This is a genomic window from Mesorhizobium sp. M00.F.Ca.ET.216.01.1.1, assembly GCF_004010325.2.
Lineage (GTDB): Bacteria > Pseudomonadota > Alphaproteobacteria > Rhizobiales > Rhizobiaceae > Mesorhizobium.
This window is the reverse complement of record NZ_SADR02000520.1, coordinates 1-289: the sequence shown is the minus strand read 5'-3', so window position 1 is coordinate 289 and position 289 is coordinate 1. Positions and strand designations below refer to the sequence as shown.

Genomic DNA, 289 nt, shown 5'->3' with positions numbered 1-289 from the left:
GGAATCTGGAGCCGACCGTGGAACTGCGTGCGCTGCGCTATTTCGTCGAAGTCGTTCGTCAGCAGAGTTTCACTGTCGCCGCCGAGCAGATGTTCGTCACCCAACCCACCATCAGCAAGATGGTGAAGTCGCTCGAAGACGAAATCGGCTCGCCGCTGCTGCTGCGCGACGGGCGGCAAATGGTGCTCACGGACGCAGGCCGCATCGTCTATCAGCGCGGCCAGGAGGTGCTCGCCGCGCACGCGCAGTTGCAAGCGGAGCTCAACGATCTGGGCACGCTCGGGCGCGG

At 64.4% G+C, this 289-nt stretch carries 1 protein-coding gene; it reads left to right on the top strand.

Features of this window, described 5'->3' with window-relative positions; genetic code table 11:
* Window positions 1-17: 17 nt before the first annotated feature.
* On the top strand, window positions 18-289 hold a 272-nt coding region (locus tag EN859_RS37255; RefSeq protein WP_135913749.1), incomplete at its 3' end, for a LysR family transcriptional regulator.